At 75.3% G+C, this 22497-nt stretch carries 15 protein-coding genes; 8 read left to right on the top strand and 7 right to left on the bottom strand.

Annotated features, from left to right (window positions below; all coding sequences use genetic code 11):
• Positions 1 to 96: 96 nt before the first annotated feature.
• Positions 97 to 1338, bottom strand: coding sequence for a PucR family transcriptional regulator (locus tag ACN267_RS11295; RefSeq protein WP_204961070.1), 1242 nt, complete (start codon positions 1336 to 1338; stop codon positions 97 to 99).
• A gap of 83 nt (positions 1339 to 1421) precedes the next feature.
• Here ACN267_RS11295 and ACN267_RS11290 point away from each other — a divergent pair, with 83 nt between their 5' ends.
• Positions 1422 to 2513, top strand: a complete 1092-nt coding sequence (locus tag ACN267_RS11290; protein WP_421488589.1) for a ferredoxin reductase — start codon at positions 1422 to 1424, stop codon at positions 2511 to 2513.
• A 13-nt stretch (positions 2514 to 2526) separates the two neighbouring features.
• Positions 2527 to 3672 carry a fatty acid desaturase family protein gene (locus tag ACN267_RS11285; RefSeq protein ID WP_204961072.1) on the top strand — a complete coding sequence of 382 codons (1146 nt, stop codon included), beginning with the start codon at positions 2527 to 2529 and terminating at the stop codon, positions 3670 to 3672.
• A gap of 28 nt (positions 3673 to 3700) precedes the next feature.
• Here the strand turns inward: ACN267_RS11285 and ACN267_RS11280 are convergent, their stop codons facing one another.
• Positions 3701 to 4717, bottom strand: a complete 1017-nt coding sequence (locus ACN267_RS11280) for a hypothetical protein (protein WP_204961073.1) — start codon at positions 4715 to 4717, stop codon at positions 3701 to 3703.
• A gap of 282 nt (positions 4718 to 4999) precedes the next feature.
• On the opposite strand from ACN267_RS11280, the gene ACN267_RS11275 reads away from it, so the two are divergent.
• Positions 5000 to 5320 (top strand): DMT family transporter, encoded by a 321-nt coding sequence (locus ACN267_RS11275; protein WP_281898239.1) that lies wholly within the window; start codon positions 5000 to 5002, stop codon positions 5318 to 5320.
• Positions 5321 to 5363: 43 nt separating this feature from the next.
• On the opposite strand, the gene ACN267_RS11270 is transcribed toward ACN267_RS11275, so the two are convergent.
• On the bottom strand, positions 5364 to 5543 hold the full coding sequence (locus ACN267_RS11270) for a hypothetical protein (RefSeq protein ID WP_204961075.1): 180 nt from the start codon (positions 5541 to 5543) through the stop codon (positions 5364 to 5366).
• 79 nt (positions 5544 to 5622) lie between these two features.
• The gene (locus tag ACN267_RS11265; protein ID WP_421488588.1) at positions 5623 to 6351 is read right to left on the bottom strand and encodes a spermidine synthase; all 729 of its coding nucleotides are present in this window, start codon (positions 6349 to 6351) and stop codon (positions 5623 to 5625) included.
• Between the two features lie 170 nt (positions 6352 to 6521).
• On the opposite strand from ACN267_RS11265, the gene eccB reads away from it, so the two are divergent.
• Entirely contained in the window at positions 6522 to 7904 is a 1383-nt protein-coding gene (gene eccB / locus ACN267_RS11260) for a type VII secretion protein EccB (RefSeq protein ID WP_421488587.1), read from the top strand.
• A 39-nt stretch (positions 7905 to 7943) separates the two neighbouring features.
• On the opposite strand, the gene ACN267_RS11255 is transcribed toward eccB, so the two are convergent.
• From ACN267_RS11255 to ACN267_RS11245, 3 genes are all read right to left on the bottom strand, one after another.
• On the bottom strand, positions 7944 to 8549 hold the full coding sequence (locus ACN267_RS11255; RefSeq protein ID WP_204961078.1) for a class I SAM-dependent methyltransferase: 606 nt from the start codon (positions 8547 to 8549) through the stop codon (positions 7944 to 7946).
• 88 nt (positions 8550 to 8637) lie between these two features.
• Positions 8638 to 9252, bottom strand: a complete 615-nt coding sequence (locus ACN267_RS11250) for a methyltransferase domain-containing protein (RefSeq protein WP_204961079.1) — start codon at positions 9250 to 9252, stop codon at positions 8638 to 8640.
• Positions 9249 to 9605 carry a hypothetical protein gene (locus ACN267_RS11245; protein WP_421490411.1) on the bottom strand — a complete coding sequence of 119 codons (357 nt, stop codon included), beginning with the start codon at positions 9603 to 9605 and terminating at the stop codon, positions 9249 to 9251. The genes ACN267_RS11250 and ACN267_RS11245 overlap by 4 nt, the downstream gene beginning before the upstream one ends.
• 404 nt (positions 9606 to 10009) lie before the next feature.
• Here ACN267_RS11245 and ACN267_RS11240 point away from each other — a divergent pair, with 404 nt between their 5' ends.
• Genes ACN267_RS11240 through ACN267_RS11225 form a run of 4 tightly spaced genes read left to right on the top strand, consistent with a single transcriptional unit; the run spans position 10010 to position 22456 of the window.
• Complete coding sequence (locus tag ACN267_RS11240) at positions 10010 to 13513, top strand: AMP-binding protein (protein WP_421488586.1); 3504 nt, start codon at positions 10010 to 10012, stop codon at positions 13511 to 13513.
• Positions 13510 to 16575, top strand: coding sequence for a thioesterase domain-containing protein (locus ACN267_RS11235; protein WP_421488585.1), 3066 nt, complete (start codon positions 13510 to 13512; stop codon positions 16573 to 16575). The genes ACN267_RS11240 and ACN267_RS11235 overlap by 4 nt, the downstream gene beginning before the upstream one ends.
• Positions 16572 to 18920, top strand: coding sequence for a lantibiotic dehydratase (locus ACN267_RS11230; protein WP_421488584.1), 2349 nt, complete (start codon positions 16572 to 16574; stop codon positions 18918 to 18920). The genes ACN267_RS11235 and ACN267_RS11230 overlap by 4 nt, the downstream gene beginning before the upstream one ends.
• On the top strand, positions 18917 to 22456 hold the full coding sequence (locus ACN267_RS11225; protein WP_421488583.1) for an amino acid adenylation domain-containing protein: 3540 nt from the start codon (positions 18917 to 18919) through the stop codon (positions 22454 to 22456). Before ACN267_RS11230 ends, ACN267_RS11225 begins: the two co-directional genes overlap by 4 nt.
• Positions 22457 to 22497: the final 41 nt, after the last annotated feature.

Here is a 22497-nt window from a genome sequence, read left to right as displayed (position 1 = left end):
CATGTCGGACCACCGCCACGACCGAGTCCGGTGGGAATTGCGCGGCCGGTGGACCGTCCGATGTGGGGGAGGGGTCGGTGGTGACGGAGTGCCGGCTCAGGAGCCGGCGGGCACGGTGTCGTCGGTGGGTGGGAACGCCAGCGCCACGGTCAGGTCGAGCACCGTGCCGGGCTCGTTGAGCCGGTCGCCGTACAGCTCGCGCAGCCGGCCCATCCGGTACCGGACCGTCTGCGGGTGCACGAACAGGTCGGCGGCGACGTCGTCGCGCCGGCCCTGGTGCAGCAGCCAGGACCGCATCGTCTCGGCCAGCCGCGCGGCGGTCGCCGCCGGCAGCGTGGCCAGCGGTGCGAGCACCTGGGCGCGCAGGTCGGCCAGCGCCTCCGGGTCGGTGTGCAGCACCAGCCGGGCCAGGTGCTGCTCGGTGTCCCACGCGGCGGCGTCCGCCGGTGACGGCAGGCCGAGGGCGAGCGCCTTCAGCACCCGCTGGTACGACCGGGCCACCGCCACCCACGGCCGGGCCGGGCCGAGCACCGCGCGGTGCCCGTGCAGCGCCGTGGCGAGCTGCCGCCGCCGCCCACCGTGCATGTCCGGTACGAGCAGCAGCGCCCCCTCCTCGGCCCACTGCGCCCCGGGCAGTTCCTCACCGCTCTCCAGGGTGTGCGTCGGGAGCACCGCGAGCACCCCGCGCAGGCTGCTGCGGGGCAGCACCACCACGGTCAGGGTCTGCGGCGGGGGCCACTCGGCCCGTTCGGCGCTGCGCCGCAGCACCTCCTCCGGCTCGCCGGTCAGCAGTTGCTGGGTGAGCCGGTCCAGGTCGCGCCGCCGGGCCCGGCCGACGTTGGCCAGCTCGTCGGAGTGGCCGGCGACGCTGGCGGCGGAGAGTTCGTCGATGTAGGCGAACATCAGCTCGGCGAACTCGGCGACCGTCTCGGCGGACAGCCCGCTGCGTACGGTGGTGGTGGAGACCTCGCGCCAGGCCACCCGGGCCCCCACCCGGTACGCGGCCAGCAGCGCGTCCATGCTGCGCCCCGCCCGCGCCTCCCCGGCGCCCAGCGCGTACGCGGCCTCCAGCGCCCGGTTCAGCGGGGTGCTCGGGTCGGCCGCGGTGCCGGCCCGCTCGATGAGCTGGAGGAACGTGCCCAACGCGATGCGTACCGCGTTCTCGATCTTCTCGCGCATCTGGCCGGTGAGGGTGCCGGAGTAGGCGGGGACCTCGGCGGTGATGGTGGTCACGGTGTGCGCGGCGACCATCGGCAACCGGCCGCGTAACCGGGCGGCCACCGGCGCGTCGAGTTCCAGCCGTCCGCCGGGGTGGCCGGCCGCCTCCGTTTCCGACATGTTGTTCCCTTCGAACAAGTTATCGCGTCCAATTCACCTTCCCTGGTCAAGATGTTATGCGGAGGTGCGAGGACCCTGGGTTCATGACCACCACCGTCCCGCACCGCCCGGCGAAGACCACCGTCCGGGACCGGCTCCTGCGGTTGGCCGAGACGGTCACCACCCCGCTGCTGCCGGAGGACTACCTCGACCTGGTCGCGCCGCTGCGCGCCGGGGCCGCCCTGCGCGGGCGGATCGTCGCCGTCGAGCCCGAGACCCCCGACGCGGCGACCCTCACCATCCGGCCCGGCCGCGACTGGCGCGGCCACACCCCCGGCCAGTACGTCCGCCTCGGCGTCGACGTCGACGGGGTACGCCAGTGGCGGGCCTACTCGCTGACCTCCGCCCCCGACCGCCCCGACCGCCTGATCAGCGTCACCGTCAAGGCCATCCCCGACGGCCGGGTCAGCAACCACCTGGTCCGGCGGACCCCGGTCGGCACCGTCGTCCAGCTCGACCAGGCACTCGGTGACTTCGTCCTGCCCGACCCCGTCCCCGCCCGGGTGCTGTTCCTCACCGCCGGCAGCGGTATCACCCCGGTGATGGGCATGCTCCGTACCGGCGTGCACACCCGCGCCGACGTGGTCGTGGTGCACTCCGCGCCGACCCCCGACGACGTCGTGTTCGGCCCGCAGCTGCGGGCGCTGGCCGGGCAGGGCGGCATCCGCCTGGTCGAGCGGCACACCGACCGGCACGGCCTGCTCGGCGTCGACGAGCTGGCCACCCTGGTCCCCGATTACCTCGACCGGGAGACCTGGGCGTGCGGCCCGGTCGGGATGCTCGACGCGGTGCAGGAGCACTGGACGGCGGCCGGCGTCGCCGACCGGCTGCACACCGAACGGTTCCGGCCGACGGTGATCGCGCCCGGCGAGGGCGGCACCGTCACCTTCACCCGCACCGGCCTCACCCTCGCCGCAGGCGGCGGCACCCCGATCCTCGACGCCGGTGAGGCCGCCGGCGCGTTGATGCCGTCCGGCTGCCGGATGGGGATCTGCTACGGCTGCGTCCTGCCGCTGCGCCAGGGGGCGGTGCGGGACCTGCGGACCGGGGAACTCACCACCGCCGTCCCCGGTGACGGCGTGCTCATCCAGACCTGCGTGTCGGCGGCGGCCGGCTCCTGCGACATCGATCTCTGACCGGAGGCCGGACGTGACCGTCATCCAGCACAAGCCCGTCAACCCGATCGCCCACCTGAGCGCCGAGGACATCGAGACGCTCGGCAAGGAACTCGACGCCATCCGGGACCGGGTGCTCGCCGAGCGCGGCGCGAGCGACGCGGCCTACATCCGCAAGGTGATCAAGACGCAGCGGACCCTGGAGATGGGCAGCCGCGCGGTGCTGCTCTTCTCGCTCTTCCCGCCGGCCTGGGTGGTCGGCACCGCCGGCCTGACGGTGGCCAAGATCCTGGAGAACATGGAGATCGGCCACAACATCCTGCACGGCCAGTACGACTTCATGCGCGATCCGAAGATCCACTCCACCACCTGGGAGTGGGACCACGTCTCCCCGGCCGACCAGTGGAAGCACTCGCACAACCAGCTGCACCACACGTACACCAACGTGCTGGGCAAGGACAACGACCTCGGGTACGGCATCATGCGCGTCGACGAGGACCAGAAGTGGTACCCGATGCACCTCGGCCAGCCGCTGTGGAACTTCGTCAACGCCTGTTTCTTCGAGTACGGCATCGCCGCGTACGACCTGGAGCTGGGTCGTAACCTGCGCAAGGGCCGGCACAAGACCCCCGAGTTCCGGGCCCGGCTGCGCGCGGTCGGCCGCAAGATCCGCCGCCAGGTGCTCAAGGACTACGTCATCCACCCGCTGCTGTCCGGTCCGTCCTTCCTGACCACCCTGGCCGCCACCTTCACCGCGAACCTGCTCCGCAACCTCTGGAGCCACTCGGTGATCATGTGCGGCCACTTCCCCAACGGGGTCGAGACGTTCTCCAAGACCTCGATCGAGGGGGAGACCCGGGGCGAGTGGTACCTGCGGCAGATGCTCGGCTCGGCCAACATCAGCGGCAGCCGGCTGATGCACATCATGACCGGCAACCTGTCCTTCCAGATCGAGCACCACCTCTTCCCCGACCTGCCCAGCAAGCGCTACCAGGAGATCGCCCCGCAGGTGCGGGCACTGTTCGACAGGTACGGGCTGACCTACACCACGGGCCCGCTGCCCAAGCAGGTCGCCTCCGCCTGGTGGAAGGTCATCCGGCTCTCCCTGCCCAACCGGGAGACCGCCCCGCCGGCCACCGACGAACCCCCGGCCCGGGTGCTCGCCACCTCCGGGGTCTGACCCCGCAGGCGGCCCGCTGGGTGGCCCGTCAGCAGCCGGTCCAGCGCACCGGGGTGAGCCGGTCACCGACGGTCCAGCCGACCACCGTGCCGTTGTCCGCGATCGCGCCCGCCCGGACGAAGCGGATGGTGTTGCCCGCCCCGGGCAGCGGCGTCACCCGGTCACCGTGCCCCACCGCCGACTCGCCGAGCACCACACCGCTTGCCGTCACGCCGTAGATCCGCCACCCCACCGCCGGATGGACCGGTGTCGCCGCCCCGGTGCGCAGGTTCCACCGCTGGGGGGTCCCGTCCCCCTCCTCCGGGGTGTCGTCCACCCCACCGGCGGCCCAGTCACCCCGACCCACGGACGCCCAGGCGCGGGGTTTGCCGGGCACGCTGAGCCAGCGGATGCTGCCGTCGGGGCGACGTACCCAGCCCGCGTAGCTCGGCGGGCCGTCCGGTCCGACCGAGGTGCCCACGACGCTGCCGTCGTCCAGGACCGCGTTGGCGACCGCGTCGGTCAGCGGCGCGACCGTCTCGACCGTGCCCGGCCGGTCCGCCGGCCACCGCAGCGGGACCTGGGTCTCGGCGGCGTCCACCGAGCCGCGTCCCACGATGTCGCCGCGGGCGTTGATCCCCTCGGCCCAGACGTTCGAGACGGTCCCCGGGACGGGTAGTTCGGTGAGCTGGCCGTCCTGGTAACGCCAGGGGCGGTACGTCGCGGACATGGCCCCGTTGCCGATCACCACGCCGGCCGGGTTGATCCCGGTGACCTCTCCGGCCAGCGGGGTGTCCACGGCGGTGACCCGGTTGCCCTGCCAGATCAGCAGGAGTTGCTCCCACACCCCGTCGGTGATCCGGGTGCCGATGCCGGCGACGAACCGGCCGGTCGGGTCCACCGCCTGGGCCTCGCCGTGCGTCAGCCCCGCCGGCAGTGGCAACGGACGCAACGCGCAGTACCCGATGCTGTCCCGGCGTGGCCCGGCCGCGGCCGACCCGGGCAGGGCCAGCGCCGCGGTGAGCAGGCCGACCGCGGCCCCGGCGAACACTCGTTGACCGATCATGGCGGATCCCTTCGGACGTGGTGGTGGTCCCGGCACCCGCCCGGCCCCGCCACGTCGGTCGCGGCGGGGCGCGACCGGTGCGGGGTGGTCCGGCGTACCGGCCCGTCCCGCTGTGTCGACCGGGCGGACCGGACGCCTGTGTTTGTCTGTATTACGGTCGAAACCGAGGTCAGGTTGCGCGGTGTCCGATACGCGACCGGCCCGCCGGTCCGTCCCGCGTCGGACCCTGCCCGGCGTCCCGGCGGTGCGGGACCACGGGGGTGAAGCAGCGGAGGAAATGCGATGGCCTACCTGTTCCTGCTGATCGCGATCGGTGCCGAGGTGGCCGGCACCAGCCTGCTCAAGGCGACGCAGGGGTTCACCCGGCTCTGGCCCACGGTCGGGCTGGCCGTGGCCTACCTGCTGGCCTTCGGGATGCTCGCGCTGGCGGTCCGGGACATCCCGGTCGGGGTGGCGTACGCGATGTGGTCCGGGCTCGGCACCGCCGCGATCGTCGCCGTCGGCGCGGCCTTCCTCGGTGAGCCGCTGAGCCTGACGAAGGTGGTCGGGGTGGGGCTGATCATCGGGGGAGTGGTCGTGCTCAACCTGGGTGGGGCGCACTGAGCCGGCCGCCCCGGTGCGGGGTCGGCCGGCTGTGGCACGTGGGCTAGCGGCGGCCCGCGGAGTGCCGGTGCACCACCTGCCGTCCCCGCACGAACGCCAGCACGATCACCACCAGCAGCGCGACGAGGCCGATGATGGCCAGCCAACGGACCGCCTCCAGCAGCAGCCCGAGCAGGATGAGCGCGCCGCCGACGACACCGACGACCCAGAGCATGGCCCGCATGTCCACCTCCCGTGACTCGCTGACCGGGCAGCCTTCCCGTTCCGGGCCGCCGTATGCCCCGCAGCCGCCGGGAGCGGGGTCAGCGCGGGTCGGGCCGCCGGTGGGCGACGTAGACGGTGTTGGCGGACTTCCCGCCGGTCAGCGGGTTGGCGAACGGGACGACGTGCGCCTGCCAGGTGGTGAACACCTCGGCCAGGACCCGGCCGAACGCGTCGTCCGGCGGGTCGTCCGACCAGAGCGCGAACACCCCCTCGGGCAGCAGCAGGTCGGCCAGCCGGCGCAGCCCGTCGGCGGTGTAGAAGGCGGCGTGGCTGGGGTGCAGCACGTTGCGCGGGGAGTGGTCGACGTCGAGCAGCACCGCGTGGAACCGGCGGCCCGGCTGGTCCGGGTCGAAACCGCTGCCGTCGGCGACCGCGGCGAAGAAGTCGGCCCGGACGAACCGGGTCCGTGGGTCCGGGGCGAGACCGGCGGCGAAGGGCAGCAACTGCCGGCGGTGCCAGTCGATGACGTCCTCGATCGTCTCCACCACCAGCACCGTGCGTACCCGGGTGTCCTCCAGCGCGGTACGGGCGGTGTAGCCGAGGCCGAGACCACCGACCACCACGTCGAGCGGCCCGTCGCCCAACGGGGCCAGCCCCAGCCGGGCCAGTTCGATCTCGGCGACCGGGAAGAGACTGGACATCAGATACTCGTCGTCGAGCTTCACCTCGTAGACGTCGACGTCGAGCGCGGGTTCCCGCCGCCGGCGCAGGCTGATCGCGCCGATCGGGGTCTCCCGCCAGGCCAGTTCCTCGAATCGCACGCCCACCCGGTCGTCCCTCCACCGTCGTCGTGCCGGGATGCTACCGGGTGACCGGTTCGGCGCGGCACCGGCGCGCGGCGACGCGGCCGGGCGGACGCCGCCGGTCACCACGCAGGGTCCACGGGACATCGACGCAGCGCATATCCTGTCCGCCGAGGACTCGCGGAAGGGACGCCATGCCGTCGCGGCAGGACCAGCTCCACTCCTACCAGTTCACCGTGCAGCGGGCCGTCACCGCCCTGGTCATGCGGGAGACCGACCCGGCGCGGTCACCGTTTCGCCGGCTGGCCGGTGCCGGGCTGGCCAGCGTCCTGGTGGCGGCGATCGGGCTGGGTGGCTGCGCGCTCTACGGCCTGTTCGTGGGGGGCGGGTCGAGCTGGCGCGACGCCGGTGCGGTGATCGTCGAGAAGGAGTCCGGGGCCCGGTTCGTCTACCGTGACGGCCGGCTGCACCCGGTGCTCAACTACGCCTCCGCGCTGCTGATCGTCGGCGCGGACCGGTCCCGTACGGTGCTGGTGTCCCGCCGCTCCATCGAGGGGGTGCCGCGCGGGCTGCCGTTGGGCATCGCCGACGCCCCGGACTCGCTGCCGGCCGCCGGGCGGCTGTCCACCGCGCCGTGGACGGTCTGCTCGCGGGTGTCGGCCGAGGCGGCGCGGGCCGTACCCCGCTCGGCGCTGCTGATCGGCCGGGAGCCGACCGGCGGGCGGCGGCTCACCGAGGAGGCGGTGCTGGTCCGGCACCCCGACGGCGGGCTGCACCTGATCTGGCACCAGCGTCGGCACCTGCTGCGCGACACCGCCCGGGTGCTCGCCGCGCTGGCGACCACCAGGGAACGCGCGGTTCCCGCCGCCCCGGCGCTGCTCAACGCCCTGCCGGCGGGCGTCGACCTGGCCCCGCCGTCGCTGGCCGGGCTCGGCGAGCCCTCGTCCGGGGTCACCGACGCCACGGTCGGGGACGTCTACCTGGTCCGCAACTCCGGCGGCGGTCGGCAGTACGCGGTCGCCGGGCGCGCGGGCCTGGCCGGGATCACCGAACTCCAGGCGGCCCTGCTGATGGCCCGCACCGGCCAGGACGAGCCGGCCCCGATCAGCCTGGGCCGGTTCGCCGCGTCGCCCAAGCTGCCCGATCTGGTGCCGACCGGGCCGACCGCGCCGCCACCGGCCCCGCCCCGCCTGGCCGGGGTCGACGGCGGCGTGCTCTGTGCCCGGATCGGCGACGACGGCACGGTCGGTGAGGTGCGGGTCGACGCGACCGTGCCGGATCTCACCGCCGCCCGCAGCACCGACACCCCGGGCGGGGTGCGCGCCGACCAGGTGCTGGTCGAGCCGGGACGCGGTGCGCTCGTGGAGTCGGTGGCCGCGCCGGGCGCCGACGGCGGGGCGGTGTCGGTGGTCACCGACCTGGGCCGCCGCTACGTGCTCGCCGACGAGGGGGTGCTCGGCATGCTCGGCTACCGGGGGGTCACCCCGGTCCGGCTCCCGGCCGGCCTGGTCAGCCTCGTTCCCGCCGGCAGCACCCTCGACCCGGCCGCCGCCCGGGCGGCGGCTGCCCCGTCCTGACCACCCGGCCCGGCCCGCGCCCGGGGCGGTGCGCGGGGGTCAGCCGGTGGGGCGGCGCAGCAGGCTGACGGCGAAGTCCGCGTCGTCGCGCCAGGGGCGCAGGTCCCAGGTGGCGAAGCGCTGTTCGAGCCGCAGGCCGGCGGCGGCCAGGTCGCTGTCGAAGTGGTCGAGCCGGTAGCCCCGGTCGAGGCCGAACCCGACCAGCACCGCCCCGTCCGGGCGCAGGTGGGCGGCGATCCGGGTCAGCACGGCGGGTTCGGTGCCGGCAGCGACGAAGGCCATCACGTTGCCGGCCACCACGGCGGCGTCGAACGGCTCGGCCTCGCCGTCGGCGGCGAGATCCAGCGTGGCGAGGTCGGCGACCAGCCAGCGGGGCCCGGGATGGTCGGTGCGGGCCGCCTCGACCAGGGCGGGATCGGCGTCGACCCCGACCACCTGGTGCCCCCGCGCGGCGAGCGCGGCACCGACACGTCCGGTGCCGCAGCCGGCGTCGAGGATGCGGGAGCCGGGGGCCACCACCGCGTCGACCAGGCGGGCCTCCCCGGCCAGGTCGGCCCCCTCGGCGGCGAGCCGGCGGAACCGGTCGATGTACCACTGGGAGTGTTCGGGGCCGGTCTCGGTCGCCCACCGGGTCGGGTTGGTCATGCCGCCACGGTAACCGGCCGGCCCGGCGTGCCGGGGCGGCACGGCACCGCCCACCGTGCCGGGGGAGGCGGGCCGGTCACGGCGGGGCTCAGGGCAGCTGGGCCACCGTGACGAACTCGTTGTAGGTGAAGACCTTGCCCATCGACCGGGGGAACGGGAAGGAGTACTGCTTGACCACCGTCATGCCGAGATCCCGGGCGGCCTGCGCGGCCTCGTCGAACCCGACGAACCGGACATGGGTCGCGTCGCTGGCGTAACCCCGCTCCTGCGGGGTGATGAAGACCGCCGTGCCGCCGGAACGCAGGAACGGCAGGTAGCTGGAGATGACCTCCAGGGCCGCGTCGGCGGGCAGGTGCTCCAGCAGGTGGGCGGCGAGCAGCGCGTCGAAGGCACCGGGCCGGGCGTGCGGGGACTGGTGGAACTCCTCGATCGTGTACGCCTCCAGTCCGGCGGCCCGTGCGTGCGCCACCGAGGTGGGGTTGTGGTCCACCCCGACCGCGCCCTCGCCCAGGTTGGCCAGGTTGCGGCCGAGGCCGCAGCCGACGTCGAGGGTGCGGCCCAGGTCGAGCCGCTGGAGGTTCCACCGGTACGGCGCCTGCACGTCGAGCACCTGCTTCCAGCGTGCGCCACCGAGGCGTTGCAACCGCTGGGTGTAGTCCTCACCCTCGGTGCCCGCCGCGGTGTCCTGCTCTGCTCGACTCATCGCCGGCCTCTCTGCCCGTCGCGGAAACGTCGCCACCCGGCGCGCGTGCGGAGGGCACGCCGCCGGCCGTCGGGTGTCCGCGCCGACGCGGACACCCGACAGATGCTACGGACCCGGGCGGCCATCGTCAGCCCCCACGGGTGGCGGGTCGGCCCTGGTGACGCAGGGTGTCGCCGGGTCGACCCTGGGTGCGGGACGGGTGCCCCGCCGGCGTGACCCCGGCCCCGGGTCGGCAGGTCGGCCTGGGAGACCACGCCGGGCACCCGTCGGGTGTCGTCGACCACCGGCGCCGCCGTGACGTGCCGGGCGGTGAGCAGGTCCACCACCGTCCGGTAGCCGGTGCCCTCGTCCACCGTGCGCGCGTCGACCGCCGTCACGTCCTGACGGGCCGGAGGTCCCGGGTGGTCGGCCGACCCTAGGATGGCGTGGGCCGGCGGCTGCGGCAACCCGCCTGACCTGGCGTTAAGGCGCCGTCCAAGATGGAAAATAGCCGGTTTGCAAGCTCTTTCGCCGCAAAATCACTTGTCGTTGGACACTTAAGCTGAAACTCCTTTTCGCGCTAGGGGGATGATCGGCCGATTTTCGCCGTCCGATCTTCAGGGCCTGGTGGGCCCTTCGGTCCGACTCCGATCGATGATCTTTCCTCGGCCGGATGTCGCCCTATTCTGCTTCCATTGTGAAGTCCTGGGGGGGATCATGATCACAATCGGCTGTTCCTGCGCGGCCGCCCACAGTGGAGTCGAGCCGATCCGCTGACATGGCGCAACCGACGATCATCCAACAGTTCGCCGAGGTTTCGGCCACCCGTACCGACCACCCGGCGATCCTCGGCGAGACCCACGAGGTCAGCTACGCCGCCCTGGCCGCCACCGTCGGCGGGCACGCGGTCGCGCTCACCGCGGCCGGCGTCCGCCCCGGCGACCGGGTCGCCCTGCTCACCGGGCACGGCGTCGGCACCATCGCGGCCGTCCTCGGCACCCTCGCCGCCGGTGGCGTGTACGTGCCGCTGGACCCCGGCTTCCCGGTCGACCGGCTCCGGCACATGCTCGCCGCCGCCGACGTGCGCGTCGTGGCCTGCGTCCCCGACCACCGCGACCTCGCCGACGCCCTGTGCGCCGCCCGCCCCGGCACCGCCGTGCTGGTCCTCGACCCGACCGCCACCGCCGTGCTGCACCCCGTCCCGGTCGATCCCGACAGCCCGGCCTACGTGCTGTTCACCTCCGGGTCCACCGGCACCCCGAAAGCCGTCGCGCAGACCCACCGCAACCTGCGGCACGTCGTCGACAACCAGATCCGCACCCTGGCCATCGGCCCGACCGACCGGCTCAGCCTGCTCGCCTCGTTCAGCTTCGACGCGGCCATCCCCGACCTCTACCCGGCGCTGCTCACCGGGGCCGCCGTCGTCCCGGTCGACCTGCGCCGGCACGGCCTGGCGTACGCCGTCGGGCAACTCGCCCGGCACCGGGTCACCGTCTACCACTCCACCCCGACGGTCTACCGGTTCCTCCTCGACACCCTCGGTGAGCGACGGCTGGACAGCATCCGGGTGGTGCTGCTCGGCGGCGAGCAGGCCACCCACGTCGACGCCGCCCGGGGTCGCGACCGGTTCGCCCCGGGATGCGTGCTGGTCAACGGCTACGGCGCGACCGAGATGACGTTCGCCGCCCGGTACGCGCTGCCGCTGGCCGACGCCGACCCGGGCCGCACCGGCCCGCTGCCGATCGGCACGGCGCTACCCGGCTACACGCTGCGGCTGGCCGACTCCGGCGAGATCGTGGTGCGCAGCCCGCACCTCGCCCCCGGCTACCTCGGCCAACACAGCGACCGGTTCGGCGTCGACCCCGACGGGACGCCCAGCTACGCCACCGGCGACCTCGGCGCGTGGCTGCCCGACGGGGAACTGGTCTGCCTCGGCCGGCTCGACCGCCAGGTCAAGGTCCGTGGGTTCCGGGTCGAGCTGACCGAGGTCGAGGCCGTCCTCGCCGCGCAGCCAGGCGTCGCCGCCGTCCGCGCCATCGCCCGCGACGGGACGCTGCTCGCGTACGCCGTGCCGGCCGGCGGTGACCTCGACCCGGCGGCGCTGCGCACCGCGTTGGCCCGACGGCTGCCCGACTACGCGCTGCCCCGCGCCGTACTGGTCCTCGACGCGTTCCCGCTCACCGTCACCGGCAAGATCGACGAGCGGGCGCTGCCGGACCCGCCCCGGACGGTCCCCGCCGGGCAGGAACCGGCCACCGACACCGAGCGGGCCGTGCACGACATCTGGTGCGCGGTGCTCGGCCGCGACGCCGTCGGCCGGCAGGAGAGCTTCTTCGACGCCGGAGGACAGTCCCTGTTGCTCGGCCAGGTGCAGCAGCGCATCGCCGACCGGTTCGGCGCGACGCTGCCCATGGTGCGGCTGTTCGCCCACCCGACGATCGCCGCCCAGGCCCGGCTGCTCGACCCGGGTGTCGACGGGCCGCCGGCCGGGGCGGCGCGCACCGGCCCGACCCCCGCGCCGAGCCTGCCCACCCCGACCGCGCCGTCGGTCGCCGCCCGCGAGTACACCGGCGACGAGATCGTGGTGGTGGGGCTCGCCGGCCGGTTCCCCGGCGCACCCGACGCGGCCACCTTCTGGTGGAACGTCTGCGCCGGGGTCGACTCGGTGCACGACCACTCCGACGCCGAGCTGACCGCCCTCGGCATCGGGCCGCGACTACGCGCCGACCCCCGGCACGTGCGGGCCACCGGCCGGCTCGACGGGGTCACCGACTTCGACGCCGAGTTCTTCGCCATGGGCGACGAGGAGGCCGCCCGCACCGACCCCCAGCACCGGCTCTTCCTGGAAACCGCATGGGAGGCGCTGGAGGACGCCGGGCACGACCCGACCCGCTTCCCCGGACTGGTCGGCGTCTACGCGGCCACCTCCGCCAACCGCTACTTCCTGTTCCACTTGATGGACAACCCGGCGGTGGTCGGCGACGTCGACCCGGACGACTGGGAGGCCCGGCTGATCGGCCGGCAGTCCACCGACCACCTGCCCGGCCAGGTGGCGTACCGGCTCGGGTTGACCGGGCCGGCGGTGGCCGTGCAGAGCGCCTGCTCCAGTTCCCTGGTAGCGGTGTGTACCGCCGCCCAGAGCCTCGCCGACTACCAGTGCGACATCGCCCTCGCCGGCGGGGTCAACGTCACCTGGCCCCGCTACCGGGCCACCCCCGGCGGGCTGGCCTCCCCGGACGGCCGCTGCCGCGCCTTCGACGAGGCCGCCGAGGGCTCCGGCTTCGGGTCCGGCGTCGGCGTGGTGGCGCTGCGCCGGCTCGCCGACGCCCAGGCCGACGGAGACCGGATCTACGCCGTCCTGCCCGGCTGGGCGGTCACCAACGACGGCCCCGACCGGGCCGGCTTCGCGGTCCCCGGACCCGCCGGCCAGGCCGCCGCCGTCGCGAACGCCCTGGCCGCCGCCGAGGTCGCCCCCGGCGAGGTCCGTTTCATCGAGGCCCACGGCAGCGGTACGCCGCTGGGCGACGCCATCGAGGTCGCCGCCCTGCACGAGGTGTACGGCGGCGCCGCCCCCGCCGAGTCCTGCGCGCTCGGCGCGGTGAAGACCAACATCGGTCACCTCGACGCCGGGGCCGGCATCGCCGGGCTGATCAAGACGGTGCTCGCCGTCCAGCACGGGGTGATCCCGCCGAACCTGCACTTCACCCGCCCACACCCGGAGATCGACCTGGCCGGCGGCCCGTTCTACGTGCCCACCAAGGCGCGGGACTGGCCGGACGCGCCGCGCCGGGTGGCCGGGGTCAGCGCGTTCGGGCTCGGCGGCACCAACGCGCACGTGGTCGTGGAGCAGCCGCCACCTGCCGTACCGGTCGAGCCGTCGCCGCCGCGGGCCTGGCTGCTGCCGGTGTCGGCGCGTACCCCGCAGGCGTTGCACGCGGCGTTGACCCGGCTGCGGCACCACCTGGCCGGCGTCGGGCCGGCCCTGCCCGAGGTGGCCGCGACCCTGGCGCTGGGCCGGCGGTCCTTCGCCCGGCGGGCCGCCGTGGTCGCCGCCGACCTGGCCGAGGCGGTCGCCGGACTCGACGAACTGCTCGCCACCGACGCCACCGTGGCCGGTGCGCCGGGGGCGCTGCGTGACCTGGCCGCCGGCTGGGTGGCCGGCCGCGACGTCGACTGGGCCGCACTGCACCCGCAGGGCGTCGTCCGACGCACCGGACTGCCCGGCTACCCCTTCCAGCGCCGGCGGCACTGGATCGACCCACCGCAGAGAGGCGCACGGTGAACTGGTTCGTCTCGCCCGGAAGCCGACCCCAGGCACCGGTGCAGTTGTTCTGTCTGCCGTACGCCGGGGGTGGAGCCAGCGCGTTCCGCCGCTGGCAGCCGGAGGCCGGCCCGGACGTGGAGGTGCTGCCGGTGCAGCTACCCGGTCGGGAGAACCGGATCGGCGACGACCCGGACTTCACCGTCGCGGAGCTGGCCGCCGCCATCGCCGACCGGGCCGACCGCCCGTACGCGATCTACGGACACTCGATGGGCGGGCGGCTCGGCTTCGAGGTGGTGCGGGAGCTGCGCCGGGCCGGCCGTCAGCTGCCGGTGCGGCTGTACGTCGGCGGTGCCCGCGCCCCGCACGTCACCGCCGCGAGCTCCTTCGACGGGCTGTCCCGGGTGGACGACGACGAGCTGCTGCGCCGGCTCGCCGACGGTGGTGGCCTGCCCGACGGCCTGCTGGACCACCCGGAACTGGTGGAGCTGCTGCTGCCGTTGCTGCGCGCCGACTTCGGCCGGGTCGACAGCTACCGGTACGTCCCCGAGGTGCCGCTGCCGGTGCCGGTGGTGGTGTTCGCCGGGCGGCACGACCTGGCGGTCAGCCGGGAACAGAGCGCCGCCTGGGCGGAGCACACCACCGCCGGCTTCACCCTGCACGAACTCGACGGCGGCCACTTCTTCCTGCACGACCGGCTGCCCGAGCTGCTGCGGTTGATCCGCGCCGACCTGCCAGCCGCCGTCGGGCCGGTGCCGGCCGGGGTCGGCGGTCACCGGGTGCCGCTGGGCGACACCGGTTGGTCGGTGTGGCGCGACGCGATCCTGCGCGGCACCGGCTTCCCCGCCGACGGGCTGACCCGCTTCGCCGCGCCGCAGTTGGCCGCCGCCGCCGACGACCTGCTCGACGGCGACACCCCACCGGACCGGTTCGACAAGGAGTTCACCGAGGCCGTCCGCGCCGCCGCGCACCGGTGCAGCGAACTGGCCGCCGACCCGCTGCTGCGGGAGGCGGTCACCTGGCAGAACCGGGGCGCGCTGGTCGCCCTGGACGGACTGGCCCGCAGCGGCGGCGACGCGGCCCGCAACGTGCGCCGCCGCGACCGCGAACGGGCGCTGCTCAAGTACTGGCAGCGCTACGCCGGCAAGAACGAGACCGTCGGCTTCTTCGGGCCGAGCTGCTGGGTGACCGTCGACCCGCAGCAGCCGGAGGTGGCCCGGATCGACCACGGCGCGGCGCTGATCCGCCGCCGGTGGGTCTGGTTCGAGTCGTGGGCGCTGACGGCCTACGCCGACCGGATCGGTGCCGACGAGGCGGTTCGCCGCTGGTGGCCGCCGCGGCTCTGCGCCCAGCTCAGCGTCCGGGGACGCCAGGTGTTGCGGCCCGGCCGGCCACCGGTCCCGCTGTCCCCGGTGGAGGCCGCGCTGCTCGCCGCCGTCGACGGCCACCGGCCCGCGTACGACCTGGTCGCCGACCCGGCCGTCGGGCTGCGCCGGCCCGAGGACGGCTACGCCCTGCTGGACCGGCTGGTGGCCCGGGAACTGCTCACCTGGGACGCCGCCCTGCCGGTCAGCCCCGACGCCGAGCCGGTGCTCTCCGCCCGGATCGCCGCGATCGGCGACGAACCGGCCCGGCTGGCCGCACAGGCCGGCTGGGACGAGCTGCGGGCGGCCCGTGACGCCGTCGCCGCGGCGGCCGGCGACCCCGAGCGGCTGCGGGTCGCTCTCGACGAACTGGACGGGACCTTCACCGCGCTGACCGGGGCCGCCGCCCGCCGCCGGGAGGGCCAGATGTACGCCGGCCGGACCATCTGTTACGAGGACACCAGCCGGGACCTCGACGCGGTCTTCGGCGCACCCCTGCTGGCCGACCTCGCCGCCCCGCTCGACGTGCTGCTGCGTGCCGCGCGCTGGCTGGTGCAGGCGCTGGCGCAGGCGTACGACGCGGTGTTCCGGTCGCTCTACGAGGAGCTGCGCGCCGAGGCCGGCGACGGCCCGGTCGCCCTGTCCGACCTGTGGTTCCTGGTGCAGGGCCTGTTCTGGGGCGAGGGGGAGCGGCCGGTCGACGCGGTGGCCGCCGAGTTCGCGGCCCGCTGGGCCGGACTGTTCGGGTTGGACACCCGGCCCGCCGACGCCGGGGTGGTCCGGCTGCGGGTCGCCGACCTCGCCGACCGGATCGACGCGACCTTCCCCGCCACCCGACCGACCTGGTCCAACGCCCTGCTGCACAGCCCCGACCTGCAGATCTGCGCCCCCGACATGGACGCCCTGCGGCGCGGGGACTACACCGTCGTGCTGGGTGAACTGCACGCCGGCTGGTCGTCGTTCGACTGCTCGGTGTTCACCCCCGCGCATCCGGACGTCGAACGGCTGCGCGCCGCGCTCGCCGAGGATCTCGGCGCACGACGGGTCCGGCTGCTCTTCCCGACCGACTGGCCGCGCCGGACCAGTCGCACCGCCGAGGCGCTGACCGGGCCGACGGACCGGCACCTGGCGTTCCTGCCCGCGCCCGGCGGCGACCCGGCCCGGCTGCTGCCCACCGTGGATCTCACCGTCACCGACGAGCGGGGTGAACTGGTCGCGACCGCCGGCGACGGACAGCGGTGGCCGTTGGTGGAGATCTTCGCCGAACTGCTCAGCGCGCACGCCGTCGACGGGTTCAAGCTGGTCGCCGCCGCCCCCCGTACGCCCCGGATCGTGCTGGACAACCTGGTGGTGGCCCGTGAGACGTGGCGGACCACCGTCGGGCAGTGCGGGTTCGCCGACGCGCGTGGGGAACGCGACCGCTACCTGGCCGTCCGGGCCTGGCGGTGGCGGCTGGGCCTGCCGGAGCAGGTCTACGTCAAGCTCGGCACCGAGACCAAGCCCTGCTTCGTCGACCTGAGCAGCCCCGCCTTCGCCAACGTGCTCTGCGCCATGGTCCGGGCCGCCCGGGTCGACGGCGGCGACGCGGTCTCCCTGGTGGTCAGCGAGATGCTGCCCACCCCCGACCAGGCGTGGGTGCCCGACGCCGCCGGCCGGCGCTACTTCAGCGAGCTGCGGTTGCAGATCGTCGACGCCCCCGCCGGGGAGGCCACCCGATGAGCCACCTGATACCCCTGGGCGGCACCGGCTGGTCGGTGTGGCGGGACGTGGTGCTGCGCAGCGCCGGTTTCCCGGCCACCGGGCTGGACCGGTTCGCCGCCCCCGGCGCGGCGGCCGCCGCCGACGGTGTGCTCGCCGGGGAGGTCCCACCGGAGGTCTTCGGCAAGATCCTCGGCGCGGCCTTCCTGGAGTCCTCGGCCGCCGCCGGGGAGATCGCCGCCGACCCGCTGCTGCGGGAGGCGGTCACCTGGCAGAACCCGGACATGCTGGCGGCGCTGGACGGGCTGCTGCGGACCGATCCGGCGGTGCGCAACGTCCGCCGCCGCAAGCGCGAGTCGAGCCTGCTGCGCTACTGGCAGCGGTACTGCGGCAAGGCCGAGACGATCGGCTTCTTCGGCCCGGTCTGCTGGGGCGTGTTCGACCCCGCCCACCCGGGCGTGCAGCTGCGGCCCGGCCCGGCCCTGGTCACCCGCCGGCAGGTGTTCTTCGAGGCGTGGGCGTTGACCGAGTACGCCGACCGGCTCGCCGACGACCTCGTCGTCCGCCGGTGGTGGGCGCCGATGCGGCAACCGCACCTGACCGTCGAGGACCGACAGTTGCGCCGGCCGCTGCACCCGCCGATCGCGTTGACCGCCACCGAGGCCCGGCTGCTGGCCGACTGCGACGGCCGGACCCCCGCCGTCGACCTGGTCCGGCGGCTGCACGCCGACGGGCTGGTACACCGCGTCGACGACGGTTACCTGCTGTTGGACCGCTGGGTCGAGCGGGGCCACCTCTCCTGGGGGGCCAACCTGCCGGTCAGCCCGGACGCCGAACGGGTGCTCGCCGACCGGATCGCCGCGATCGGCGACGACCCGGCCCGCGCCGGGGCCGCCGCCGGGTTCGACCGGCTGCGGGCGGCCCGCGACGAGGTCGCCGCCGCCGCCGGTGACCCGGACCGGCTCGCCGCCGCGCTGGCCGGCCTCAACGCCGAGTTCACCGCTGTCACCGGGCGGCCCGCCACCCGCCACCGTGGCCGGATGTACGCCGGGCGCACCGTCTGCTACGAGGACTCCGCCCGGGACCTGGAGTTCCGCCTCGGCGCGCCGGTCCTCGACGCGCTGGCCGCCCCGCTGGCGGTGGTGTTGCAGGCCGCCCGCTGGCTGACCGCCGAGATCGGCGTCGGGGTCGGCACCCTGCTGGCCGAGCTGTACGACGAGTTGGCCGTCGACGGGCCGGTCCGGCTCGCCGACATCTGGTCGCTGGCCCAGGGCACGCTGGTCTCCCCGCACGGTCCGATCGCCACCGCGGGGGCTGAGCTCACCGAGCGGTGGGCCCGGCTGTTCGGCCTGCGGGACCTGCCGGCCGACTGCGTCGAGCTGCGGCTGTCCGCCGCCGACCTGGCCGGGCAGGTGGCCGAGGTCTTCCCCGCCGACCGGCCCGGCTGGCCGTCGGCCCGGCTGCACAACCCCGACGTGCAGCTCGCCGCCGCCTCCCCGCAGGCGTTCGAGCGGGGGGAGTTCCTGCTGGTCCTCGGCGAGCTGCATCCGGCCGCGATCGCGTTCGACAGCGCGGTGCTCAGCATGTTCCACCCCGACCCGGCGGCCCTGCGGGCGGACTTCGACACCGACCTCGGCCCGACCCGGCTGCGGGTGCTGTGGCCGGAGAGCTTCCCCCGGCGGGCCACCCGCACCACCTACGGCCTGCCCGGACCCACCGACCGTGAGCTGGGCATCGACACCGCGCAGGGGGCCGACGTCGACAGGCTGGTGGCGTCCACCGCCGTCACCGTCTGCCACGACGGCGACGAGCTGGTCGCGGTCTTCCCCGACGGCGTCCGCTGGCCGCTGGTGGAGGTCTTCGCCCAGGTCCTCGGCGCGCTGCTGCTGGACGCGTTCAAGCTGCTCGACCCGGCCCCGCACATGCCCCGGATCGTCATCGACCGGCTGGTGGTGGCCCGACGCACCTGGCGGACCACGGTGGGGGCCAGCGGCCTCGCCGGGCACCCCGACGAGACGGCCCGCTACCTCGCGGTGCGCCGCTTCCGGGCCGCCGCCGACCTGCCCGAGCGGGTGTTCGTCAAGGTCGGCACCGAGGTCAAGCCCTGCTACGTCGACCTGACCGGCCCGCTGTACGCCCAGTCGCTGTGCGCCATGGTCGACACCGCCGCCCGGACCGGCCCGGACGTCCCGCTGGTCGTCACCGAGCTGCTGCCCACCCCGGCCGACTCCTGGGTGCCCGACGCGGCGGGCCGGGGGTACGTCAGCGAGCTGCGCCTGCTGATCACCGACCCGGCCACCTACCCGGGCGTCGAACCCGCCAGCCACCGGGGAGCCGACCCCGCCACCGTACGGGGAGTGCAGTGACCGACATCCTGACCGTCAGCGCCCTCGCCGGGGAGACACTGCCCTGGCCGGACGGCACGCTTGCCGACCTGATCGTCGAGCGGGCGGCCCGCTGCCCGGACGCGGTGGCGGTGCGCCAGTGGGACGACCGGCTCACCTACCGGGAGCTGGTCGGCCGGGCGGCCGGCCTGGCCGCCGCGCTGCGGGCCCGGGGGGTGGGCCGGCAGACCCGGGTGGGGATCTGCGCCCACCGCCGCCCCGACCTGGTGGTCGACGTCCTCGGTGTGCTGCTCGCCGGGGGCTGCTACGTGCCGCTGGAGCCCGGTGGCCCCCGGCGGCGGCTGCGGGAGATCGCCGCCGACGCCGGGGTGACGCTGGTCGTCGGCGACGCGGCGGCGGTCGAGTTCGCCGACACCCCCGGGATCGAGGTGGTCACCGCCACCGGCCCGGCCCCGCTGGCACCCTGCCCGGCGCGGGCCGGCGACCCGGCGTACGTGCTGTTCACCTCGGGCTCCACCGGCCGGCCCAAGGGGGTGCTGACCACCCACCGCAACGTGGTGGAGTTCGTCACCGGCTGCGCCGCGCTCAGCGCCGCCGACGCCGGGGTCCGCAGCCTCGGCATCGCCTCGCTCGGCTTCGACGCGGCGAGCATCGACCTGTTCGTCCCGTTGCTGCTCGGCGGCAGCGTGCAGCTACTCGGCGCGGACGACCGCGCCGACCCGGACCGGCTGGCCCGGTTCATCGCCGCCCACGACGTCAACTGGGGTTTCATCACCCCGACCGTGCTGTCCATGCTGGACCCGGCCCGGGTGCCCGGCTGGCGTACGGTGCTCTGCGGCGGCGAGGCCGTCCCCGCCGACCTGGCCGCCCGCTGGGCGTCGGGCCGACGGCTGCTCAACGGCTACGGCCCCACCGAGACCACCGTGCTGGCGGTCAGCGGCGAGCTGACCGGCGTCGACACCGACCCGGTGCCGATCGGGCTGCCCCTGCCCAACCACCGGGCCTACGTGGTGGACGACGCGTTGCGGGCGGTGCCGCCGGGGCAGACCGGTGAACTGCTGATCGGCGGGCCGGGGCTGGCCGACGGCTACCTCAACCGGCCCGGCCTGACCGCCGACCGGTTCGTCCCCGACCCGTTCTCCGGGCTGCCCGGCGAGCGGCTCTACCGCACCGGCGACCTGGTCCGGCAGGCCGACGACGGGCGGATCGTCTACCTCGGCCGGACCGACCGGCAGGTCAAGATCCGGGGCCAGCGGATCGAACTGGGCGAGGTGGAGGCCGTGCTGGCCGCCGTGCCCGGCGTCGAGCGGGTGGCCGTGGAGGCGGTGCCCGGCCCGGCCGGGACGGAACTGGTCGCCTTCCTCACCCCGGCCACCGCGCCCGACGACGACGCCGTCCGGGCGTACGCCGGGGGGCGGTTGACCGCCGCGATGCTGCCGGCGCGGTTGCTGCGCCGCGACGACCTGCCGGTCAGCGCCACCACCGGCAAGCTGGACCGGCCGGCACTGCGGGCGCTTGCCGACGCCGCCCTGACCGCCGCCCCCGCCGCCGGGCCGACCGACGAGCCGGCCGACCCGGTCGAGCGGGCCGTGCGGCGGGCCTGGACCCGGCTGCTCGGCGCGGCACCCGGCCCGGACACCGACTTCCTCGCCGCCGGTGGCAACTCCATCGCCGCGATGCGGCTGGTCGCGGCGCTGCGCGCCGAACTGGGCCGGCACGTCGACACCCGCGACGTGCTGACCGGGCGCACCCCGGCCGCGCTGGCCGCCCGGCTGCGGGCCGCCGCGCCCGCCGACGCCGACGGGCTGACCACCGGCAACCCGCCCACGTTGTCCCCGCCGCAGCGCCGGCTGTGGTTCGTCGACCAGCTCGCCCCCTCCAGCGCCCCCTACAACATCGCCGTCGCGCACCGGCTGCGCGGCCCGCTGGACACCGGGGCGCTCGGCGCGGCGCTGCGCGCCGTGGCCACCCGGCACGACGTGCTGCGCTGGCGCATCCCGCAGACCGCCGGGGTGCCCTACGCGGTGTGCGAGGAACCGACCGACGTGGCGGTGCCGGTGGTCGACCTGACCGGCCGCGCCGATGCCGAGGCCGAACTGGCCGGGATGCTCGCCGCCGGTGCCGCGCACGCCTTCGACCTGGCCACCGGCCCGCCCTGGCAGGTGACCGTCTACCGGCTCGGCCCCGCCGAGCACGTGCTGGCGATGACCATGCACCACGCGGTCTTCGACGGCTGGTCCGAGGCCGTCCTCTACGCCGACCTGGCCACCGGGTACGCGCACGCCGTCGCCGGGACGCCGCCGGCCCTGCCGCCGCTGTCCGCCTCGTACGCCGACTACGCGGTGTGGCGCGACGCGCGGGACCGCCGGCAGGGCCCCGCCGACCTCACCTGGTGGGCGGAGCACCTGCGGGGCGTGCCGACCGTGCTGGACCTGCCCCGCGACCGTCCCCGCCCGGCCGTGCAGACGTACGCGGGCGCGGAGGCGGCGGTGACCCTGACCGCCACCGCCGACCGGGCCGTGCGGGACCTGGCCGGGCGGCGCGGCAGCACCGTCGCGGCGGTGCTACTGGCCGGATTCGCCGAGCTGCTGCGCCGGCTCACCGGCGGCGACGACCACCTGGTCGGGGCGATCGTCGCCGACCGCCGGCTGGCCGCCTTCGACGACGTGGTCGGCTTCTTCATCGACACCGTCCCGGTGCGGCTGCGCACCGGCCCCGACGGCACGACCGGCGGTGGGGTCGGGTTCGCCGAACTGGTCGACAGGTGCGCCGCCGAGCTGCACGAGGCGACCGCCCATCCGGGCGCGCCGCTGGAGAAGCTCGTCGAGACCCTCGGCGTCGGGCGGGACACCTCCCGGGCGCCCCTGGTGCAGGTGCTGTTCAACGTGCTCAACTTCACCGCCCCCCGGCTGACGCTGAGCGGGCTCACCGCCGAGACGCTGCCGGTGCCCAAGCCCGGCTCCCCGTTCGACATCACCGTCTACGTGGTGCAGCGCGACGGCCGGTGCGGGGTGGACGTGGTCTACAACCCCGACCTGTTCGACGCCGACCGGATCGACGCGCTCCTGGCCGACCTCGCCGACCTGGTCGGCGCGCTCGCCGCCGACCCCGACACCCCGGCCGACACGGTGGCCGTGGCGCTGCCCCGGCCGACCGTCCGGGTGGCGGCGCTGGGCGCGATGACCGTGGCCGCCGCCGCACCGGCCCCGGCCGTGCCGGTGCCGACCGGGCCGGACGAGCTGACCGAGACCGAGGAGTTGATCGCCGGCATCTGGCGGCAGGTGCTGGAACGCGACCGGGTCGGGGTCGCCGACAACTTCTTCGACATCGGCGGGCACTCGCTGGCGCTGGCGGCGGTGCACGCCCGGCTCACCGCCGCCACCGGCCGGTCGATCACGATGCTCGACCTGTTCCGGCACCCCACCGTCCGGGCGCTCGCCGCCAGCCTCGACGGGGCCGCCGACCGACCCGAGCTGGCCCGCGCCGCGTTGCGCGCCGCCGCCCGGCGCGGCCGGACCCGTCGGCCCCCGCCACCCCGCCGACCGCACCAACCGTGACGACGCCTCCCTCCCCACCGCCCGCGGGCGGCACCTTGCGA

It is taken from the genome of Micromonospora sp. WMMD734 (assembly GCF_049178975.1).
GTDB lineage: Bacteria > Actinomycetota > Actinomycetes > Mycobacteriales > Micromonosporaceae > Micromonospora > Micromonospora wenchangensis.
Note: the sequence above shows the minus strand (reverse complement) of the source record. Positions and strands in the feature narration are given on the sequence as shown.